This window comes from Aerococcus sp. L_32 (genome assembly GCF_050689315.1).
In genome coordinates this window covers 1-694 of sequence record NZ_JBOEQF010000980.1, presented here as the reverse complement: position 1 = coordinate 694, position 694 = coordinate 1, and the positions used below count along the sequence as shown (strand labels likewise).

Genomic DNA, 694 nt, shown 5'->3' with positions numbered 1-694 from the left:
CAAAAGGGCGGTAACAGCACTGTTATCGCCCTTTTTTACTACCTGTAGGTAATTCTTTTCCCAAATTCGTCTTAGAAAGGTCATATCAAAATGGTTTTCTTGTACACAAAAAATAGTGCTGGTGGAAATGATTGTGCATTTTCCACCAACACTATTTTATTTTGTACGATTATATGCGTATCGTTTATTAAGAATATCCCATTGAAACGTCCATTGGTGTTTCTTCTGAGAATTGACTATTGTATAAATCAGCGTAGAAGCCATCTGCTGCCATTAATTCATCATGGGTACCATGTTCAGTGATATTCCCTTGTTGCATAACTAGAATCAAGTCAGCGTCACGAATCGTTGATAAACGGTGGGCAATTACGAAGCTCGTTCTGCCTTCCATAATCTTATTCATAGCTTCTTGAATCAATTTTTCAAGACGGGTATCTACTGATGATGTCGCTTCATCCAAGATTAAGATATCTGGATCCGCAATCACGGCACGAGCGATAGTCATCAATTGTTTTTGTCCTAATGAAATATTGTTAGCTTCTTCATTGATTTCCATTTCATAACCGCCAGGTAGGGTATTGATGAAATGGTCAACGTTGGCAACTTCTGCTGCTTCTTGGACTTCATAGTCATTAGCATCTAACTTACCGAAACGAATATTTTCTAAGACAGTATCAGTGTATAACCAAGCATC

At 37.9% G+C, this 694-nt stretch carries 1 protein-coding gene; it reads right to left on the bottom strand.

Annotation, left to right across the window (positions count from 1 at the left end):
- Positions 1-187: 187 nt before the first annotated feature.
- A partial coding sequence (locus ACRCJ0_RS17725) for an ATP-binding cassette domain-containing protein (RefSeq protein ID WP_431391464.1) occupies positions 188-694 on the bottom strand: 507 nt, incomplete at its 5' end.